Origin of the sequence: Streptomyces sp. NPDC060198 (genome assembly GCF_042728415.1) — a bacterium.
Classification (GTDB): Bacteria; Actinomycetota; Actinomycetes; order Streptomycetales; family Streptomycetaceae; genus Streptomyces.
The window spans coordinates 1-7283 of sequence record NZ_JBHWZJ010000351.1; the positions used below are offsets into that span (position 1 = coordinate 1).

The following is a 7283-nucleotide window of genomic DNA, read 5'->3' on the forward strand; positions in this document are numbered from 1 at the left end:
CCTTTGGCCTTTCGGCCAAAGGGGCGCCATGCTTTCTGGCGGATATTCTCACCCCCGCACGGTCGGCACTCAGCATCATCAGGTCGACCACTACAGCGCGGAACGAGAGGAGCGGTGCCATGGAGACGGTCCGGACGATGCCGGGCAACGGTCCCGGCGGCGGCCTGAAGCACAGGCTGACCAGGCGGCAGGACGTGTCCGCCGAAGTGCCGTCCGGAGTCGCGCTGAAGCGCACGATGGGCATGTGGCAGCTCACCCTGCTCTCCGTGGGCGCCACCCTCGGCACCGGCATCTTCGTCGTCCTCGGTGAGGCGGTGCCCGAGGCGGGCCCCGCGATCATCGTGTCCTTCGTCCTGGCCGGTGTCACCGCGCTCTTCTCGGCGCTGTCGTACGCCGAGCTGGCGGGGATGATCCCGCGCTCCGGCTCCTCGTACAGCTACGCGTACGCCACGCTCGGCGAGCTCGTCGCCTGGGTGTGCGGCTGGTGCCTCATCCTGGAGTACGGGGTCTCGGTCGCGGCGGTCGCCGTGGGCTGGGGCCAGTACGTCAACGAGCTGCTCGACCTGGTCTTCGGCGTCACCCTGCCCGAGACCCTCAGCGCCCCGCCCGGCGCGGGCGGGGTCGTCAACATCCCCGCCGCCGTCATCGTCCTGCTCTCCATGGTGGTGCTGCTGCGCGGCGCCAAGGAGAGCGCGGTCGCCAACGTCGTCATGGTGGGCGTGAAGATCGCCGCCCTGGTGATGTTCTGCGCCGTCGCCTTCACCGCGTTCCACGCGGGCAACTTCCGCCCGCTCTTCCCGCTCGGCGCCGCCGGGATGAGCGCCGGCGCCGCCTCGCTCTTCTTCTCGTACATCGGCTTCGACGCCGCGTCGACGGCCGGCGAGGAGGCGAAGAACCCGCAGCGGGACCTGCCGCGCGCCATCATCCTCTCGCTCGCCCTGGTCACCTTCCTCTACGTCCTGGTCGCCGTGGCCGCGCTCGGCGCCATGCCGTGGGGCCTCTTCGAAGGCACCGAGGCCACGCTCAGCGAGGTCCTCGTGCGGGCCGTCGGCGGCGGCAGCCTCTGGCCGATCCTGCTGTCGATCGGCGCGGTCGTGGCGACCACCAGCGTCGTGCTCACCGTCCAGTACGGACAGATCCGCATCCTGTTCTCCATGTCCCGCGACGGCCTGATGCCGCCGGTCTTCTCCCGGGTCCACGCGAAGAGCGGGGTGCCGCGCGCCAACACGGTGATCGTCTCCTCGTTCATCGCCGTCCTCGCCGCGCTCGTCCCGCTGGGCAGCCTCGCCGACGCCACCAGCATCGGCACCCTGTTCGCGTTCGCCCTGGTCAACATCGCCGTGATCCTGCTGCGCCGCCGCAACCCCGACGCGCCCCGCGGATTCCGGGTGCCGTTCTCGCCGGTGGTGCCGGTGCTCGGCGTGATCTGCTGCGTCTACATGCTCTTCAGCCTGGGTTCGGACACCTGGATCACGTTCGCCGTGTGGATGGTGGTCGGGCTGGCCGTGTACGGGTTGTACGGCATGAAGCACTCCAGGCTCGACGCCCCGAAGCAGGAGGAGCTCCGCCCGTGACCCCCGCCCCCGTGACCCCCGCCCCCGCGATCCTCGATCTAGCCACCGACGTCGTCCGACTGACCCGCGCCCTCGTCGACCTGCCCTCCGAGAGCGGCGAGGAGGGCCCGCTGGCGGACGCCGTCGAGGCGGCCCTGCGCTCCCTGCCGCATCTGAGCGTGGAGCGGATCGGCCACTCCGTCGTCGCCCGTACCGCGCTCGGCCGCCCCGAGCGGGTGGTCCTCGCCGGCCACCTCGACACCGTGCCCGCCGCGGCCAACCTGCCCGCCCGGCTCGACGGCGAGCGGCTGTACGGACTCGGCGCCTGCGACATGAAGGGCGGTGTCGCGGTGGCCCTGCGCCTCGCGGCGGCGCTCACCGCGCCCGCCCGGGACGTCACCTACGTCTTCTACGAGTGCGAGGAGGTCGAGGGCGACCGCAACGGGCTGCACCGCATCGCGACCGAGCGCCCGGAGCTGCTGCTCGACGCCGGCCTCGCGATCCTGATGGAGCCGTCCGACGCGGGCGTCGAGGCCGGCTGCCAGGGCGTGCTGAGCGCCGACATCACCGTGCGCGGGGCCCGCGCCCACACCGCCCGGGCCTGGAAGGGGATCAACGCCGCGCACCGCGCCGCGGCGGTGCTCCAGCGCCTGGCCGACCACACACCGGAGCGGGTCGTCATCGACGGGCTGGAGTACCGGGAAGGACTGAACGCCGTCTCGGTCCGCGCCGGGGTGGCCGGGAACGTCGTGCCCGACACCTGCGTCGTCTCCCTCAACGCCCGTTTCGCGCCCAGCCGTTCGCCGAAGGAGGCGGAGGAGTACGTACGGGGCCTCTTCCCGGAGGCGATGTTCCCGCCCGAGGAGTACGCGTTCGTGGTGACGGAGGCCGTGGCGGGGGCGCTGCCCGGCCTGGAGCACCCGGCGGTGGCCTCGCTGGTCGGCGTGCTCGGCGCCGAGCCGCGCCCCAAGCTGGGCTGGACCGACGTGGCCAGGTTCACCGAACTGGGCGTGCCCGCGCTGAACTTCGGCCCCGGCGACCCCTCCCTGGCGCACACCCCGGGGGAGTTCGTCCCGGTGGCCCAGCTCGCGCGGTGCGAGGAGCAGCTGACCGCCTGGCTGAGCTGAGCCGAAGGGCGCCGGGCCGCCAGGGCCACCGGCCGTCGGGGTGCTCAGGCCGCTCAGGCCGTCGGGGTGCTCAGGCCGTCGGGGTGCTCAGGCCGTCCCTTCGAGCCGGGCGCTCAGCCAGAGCATCAGCCGCTCGTCCGGGTCGTCCAGGTCCAGGCCGACCTGCTCCCTGGCCTGCCGCAGGCGGTACCGGCAGGTGTTGGGGTGCACGGCGAGCCGCTCGGCCGCGCCCGCCATGTCGCACCCCGCGTCGAGCCAGGCCAGCACCGTACGGGCGTACTCCGTACCGTGCGTCGCGTCGTGGGCCACCGCCCGCGCCCAGGCGCCGCCCTCGAACTGCCGCTGCCCGGACGTCAGTTCACCCAGGCGCAGCAGGGCCACCCTGGCCCGGACGTCCTCCACGAGGGCGAGGGGGCGCTGCGCGTCGAGGCAGCGCAGGACCAGGTCGGCGTCGTCCCGGGAGTCCGCCACCCGCGCGAGACCCGCGACCAGAGCTCCGAGCCCGCCCCGTACGGGCATCCGCAGGGCCTGGCCGGCCCGGTCCACGATGTCCTGTGCGAGCTGCCGGTGCCGGGCCGCGCCCCGCTCGCCCACCGCCGGGAGCAGCGCGTACACGACTCCGTCGACGAGGACGCAGGCATGCCGTCCGTAACGGGCCTCGCAACTGAGCCGCACCAGGTCGAGCAGGCGCAGTGCCGTCTGCTCGACGTCCGGCGCGGTGCTGGCGCCCGCCGGGACGAACGCCGCCACCCGCACCGGATCGGTGCCCGCGCCCAGCCCGAGGCGGTGCGCGGCGGTGGCCGGGTCCGCCGTGCCGTCCAGGACCCGGCGCAGCAGGTCGCCGCCCAGGTGGCGGGCGAGCTCCTGCGCGGCGCGGGCCCGTAGCAGCAACAGGGCCGCGGTGGAGGCGCCCTGGGCGAGGGCGTCCTCGGCGCCCGGGGCGAGCGTGCCGTCGTCGACGACCCAGATCGAGCCGAGCGTCTCGCCGCCCGCCCGGACGGCGACGGCGATCCGGGGCAGGTTGTCGTCGTCGAGAGCGGGCAGTCGCAGGGGCGCCGGGGCGGCGAACATCGCCCGGTACTGCTCGGCGTTCTCGGGGCTGTCGGGGACCTGGAGGCCGAGGATGCCCTGGCGGCGGTCCTCGTCCACGGTCTGTCCGGACACGGTCGAGTAGGCGAGGATGCGCTGGCGCGGGTCCTCGATCGCGGTGGCCCCGCCGACCGCGGCGGCGACGGCGTCGGCCAGGGCGAACAGGTCCCCGGCCGCGGAGGGCGTGCCGCCCGGGCGCGCGCCCACGGCCGAGGAGAGCAGCAGGTGGACCCGGTGCCAGGCCGCGTCCTCGTCGACCGCGAGCAGCGCGATCCCGGCCCGCCCGGCCGCCTCGGCGGGCCCGTCCGCCCCGCGTACGACCACGGCCGCCATGCCGGCGGCGGCTGCGGCGTGCAGCAGCGGGCCGGCCGCCGGGGGCCGCACCCCGACCGCGAGGAGTACGGCTCCGGGGGCGTGCGGCAGCACCGCGTCGGCGTCGTACAGCAGGATCTCGCCGACCCGCGCCCCGAGCCCGCCGGGGGAGGCGACCGCCCGTACGGACGAGCCTCCGAGCACGTCGAGCAGATCGCCGAGGGTGGGGGCGTCCATGGGGCCTCTCGATTCACGGGTCCGGTTCACGGGTCGCGGGTGGCAGGTCGCGGGTCACGGCGGACCTGCCCGCCCGGAGGAAACCGGACATCGCCGGATGCACCGCTCCCCCACCTTTGGCCGATCGCAACACGACTCTAAGTCGCTCTTGTCCCTACGGACAACCAGTTCCGGGACCGGCCCACAGAAACTCGAACCATGACAGCAACACCCTCAGTACGCGACCGGGCGGCGGCAGCCGCGCTCACGGCGGGCGTCACCGTCCGCACCGTGCACGACGTGGCCGGCATCGCGGACGTCGCCGACTTCTTCAGCGACGTGTGGCAGACCCCACGCAGCACCCCGCCCTACCCCGCCGAGGTGCTGCACAGCCTGGTGCACGCGGGCGGCGCCGTGCACGCCGCGTACCCGGCGGAGGGCGGAGGGCGGGGCGAGCCGTGCGGTGCGGCCGTCGCCGTGTTCGGGGAGCCTTCGGCCCTGGACGTGTACTCCTTCGTGGCCGCCGCCCGCAGCAGCGACCGGGGTGTCGGGCTCGCCGTGAAGCAGGCGCAGCGGGTCTGGGCCCTCGACCGCGGGGCCCGCACCATGCGCTGGACCTTCGACCCGCTGGTGGGCCGCAACGCCCGCTTCAACCTGGTCAAGCTGGGCGCCGCGGGCACCGAGTACCTCGTGGACTTCTACGGCCCGATGACCGACGGCCTCAACGACGGCGACGAGAGCGACCGCCTCACCGTCACCTGGGACCTGACCGAGCAGGACCGTACGGCGGACGGACCCGACGGGCCCTCGGCCCCGACGGCCGGCACCGCCGTCACGCTCGCCACCGCCCCCGACGGCGCCCCGCTCGCCGTCCGCGCCGGGGACACCGTCCGCTGCCGCGTCCCCGCCGACGTCGTGGAGCTGCGCGCCGCCGACCCCGCGCTCGCGCTGCGCTGGCGCCACGCCGTCCGCGAGGTCTTCACGCGGGCGTTCGCCGACGGATACACCGCCACGTCGATGTCCCGCGACGGCTGGTACACCCTCACCCCCGCCTCCACCGGCCCGCGCGCCCAGGAACCGCACCTCCAGGAAGGCACCCCGGCATGAAGCTGGAACACGTCGAACTCCTCCACGTCGCCATCCCCCTGGTCACCCCGTTCCGCACCTCCTTCGGGACGATGACCACCAAGGACACCTTCCTGCTCCACGTCGTCACCGACGAGGCCGAGGGCTGGTCGGAGTTCGCCGCCGACCCGGAGCCGCTGTACTGCTCCGAGTACGTCTCGGGCGCCGAGACCGTGATCCGCGACTTCCTGCTCCCCCGGGTCACCGCCCGCCAGGACCTGACGACGGCTCTCCTCGCCCCCGACATGGCGAAGGTCAAGGGACACGAGCTGGCGAAGGCGGCCCTGGAGACGGCCGTGCTCGACGCCGAGCTGCGGGCCCACGAGATGTCCCTCGCCACCTTCCTCGGCGCCACCCGCGACCGGGTGCCCGCCGGGGTGTCCGTCGGCATCAAGGACTCCGTCCCCGCCCTCCTGGACGACGTGGCGGGGTACCTCGCCGAGGGGTACGTCCGGATCAAGCTGAAGATCGAACCCGGCTGGGACGTCGAGCCCGTCCGCGCGGTCCGCGACCGCTTCGGCGACGAGCTGCCGCTCCAGGTGGACGCGAACACCGCCTACACCCTGGCCGACGCCGAACACCTGCGCCGCCTGGACGAGTTCGGCCTGCTGCTCATCGAGGAGCCGCTGGAGGAGAACAACCTCCACGCCCACGCCCTCCTCCAGCGCCGCATCGCCACCCCGGTCTGCCTCGACGAGTCGCTGCACAACGCCCGTGACACCGCCTCCGCCCTCGCCATGGACGCCTGCCGGGTCGTCAACATCAAGCCCGCCCGCGTCGGCGGCTACCTGGAGGCCCGCCGTCTGCACGACGTCGCCGCCGCCCACGGGGTGCCCGCCTGGTGCGGCGGCATGCTGGAGACCGGCATCGGCCGCGCCCCCAACCTGGCCCTCGCCGCCCTCCCCGGCTGCACCCTGCCCGGTGACACCTCCGCCTCCAGCCGCTATTTCGCCGAGGACATCACCGAGCCGTTCGTCCTCCAGGACGGCCACCTCCCGGTACCCACGTCCCCCGGCATCGGCATCACCCCGCTCCCCGACGCCCTGCGCCGCTTCACCACGGCACGGCGGGACCTGTACGGGGGTGCGGCCGGGCGGTGAGGCGGGGCGAGGTGTGAGGCGGGGCCGCAGGCGGTGAGGCGGGGGCCGCCCCGCAGCCGCCGGGATCACAGGGACGCCGGGGCGCCGGAGGCCCTGTGATCCCGCGCTTCGAGGCAGAAGGCCACGCACAGACAGGCTCCGGCGAGGAGCACGAGAGTGACGACCGCCGGGTTCACCCACGCGGGAACGAGATCCACGGTCGCGCTGCACTTCGCGTGAAGGGGGAAGAAGCTCTGCGATTCGGAGTAGTGCGCTTCGTTCCACGCCTCGTCGAACCGGAGACCGTTGCCCTGTTCGCACGATTGTCTGATGTCCAGTCCGCTCCGGGAGACACCGAGGAACCATACGGTGGCGGCATTCAGGACCGCCATGCCCGCGACTGCCTTCAGCGGCGCCGCTCGCAGAAGTCCCCGGGTGCGGCGTCGGCGCCGTGTCCGGAAGGCGATGAACGCGCAGACGGCTGCCGTCGGAAGCCAGAGCTGAGCCGCCCCCACCAGCGAAATCCCCACAGAGACACCCTCCCACCTCTCCTCGGACCGGACCGGGCCGGACCGGCGAGGATGCCGTGCCGCCCGTTCGCCGCCCTGGCCGATCCCGTGCCGGCCGATTCCCTCCGCCGCCGGAAACGGCCGGCCGGGGAGGACGGTTCCGCCTCCGCCGGGTCGCTCGCGCACGGGCGGTCGCGTACGGTCCGGCGTACGCCCGCAGGGTCCTTACCGGCGTACCCACGCACCGGAGCCCGGGACGGATGACTTCCGTCC

At 73.9% G+C, this 7283-nt stretch carries 6 protein-coding genes; 4 read left to right on the top strand and 2 right to left on the bottom strand.

The features are described from left to right. The first annotated feature begins 119 nt into the window (after positions 1-119). On the top strand, positions 120-1574 hold the full coding sequence (locus ACFWEP_RS28845) for an amino acid permease (protein ID WP_387374332.1): 1455 nt from the start codon (positions 120-122) through the stop codon (positions 1572-1574). Beyond that, positions 1571-2680, top strand: a complete 1110-nt coding sequence (gene dapE / locus ACFWEP_RS28850) for a succinyl-diaminopimelate desuccinylase (RefSeq protein ID WP_387374334.1) — start codon at positions 1571-1573, stop codon at positions 2678-2680. The genes ACFWEP_RS28845 and dapE overlap by 4 nt, the downstream gene beginning before the upstream one ends. Before the next feature lie 87 nt (positions 2681-2767). Here dapE and ACFWEP_RS28855 read toward each other — a convergent pair whose 3' ends face one another. After that, complete coding sequence (locus tag ACFWEP_RS28855; protein WP_387374335.1) at positions 2768-4318, bottom strand: PucR family transcriptional regulator; 1551 nt, start codon at positions 4316-4318, stop codon at positions 2768-2770. Positions 4319-4516: 198 nt separating this feature from the next. Between ACFWEP_RS28855 and ACFWEP_RS28860 the strand changes: the two genes are divergently transcribed. Together ACFWEP_RS28860 and menC are read left to right on the top strand one after the other, a co-directional pair. Continuing rightward, on the top strand, positions 4517-5404 hold the full coding sequence (locus ACFWEP_RS28860; RefSeq protein WP_387374337.1) for a chorismate synthase: 888 nt from the start codon (positions 4517-4519) through the stop codon (positions 5402-5404). Then, positions 5401-6522 (top strand): o-succinylbenzoate synthase, encoded by a 1122-nt coding sequence (gene menC / locus ACFWEP_RS28865; protein ID WP_387374338.1) that lies wholly within the window; start codon positions 5401-5403, stop codon positions 6520-6522. The genes ACFWEP_RS28860 and menC overlap by 4 nt, the downstream gene beginning before the upstream one ends. Positions 6523-6587: 65 nt before the next feature. Here the strand turns inward: menC and ACFWEP_RS28870 are convergent, their stop codons facing one another. Further along, positions 6588-6893 carry a hypothetical protein gene (locus ACFWEP_RS28870; RefSeq protein WP_387374340.1) on the bottom strand — a complete coding sequence of 102 codons (306 nt, stop codon included), beginning with the start codon at positions 6891-6893 and terminating at the stop codon, positions 6588-6590. Positions 6894-7283: the final 390 nt, after the last annotated feature.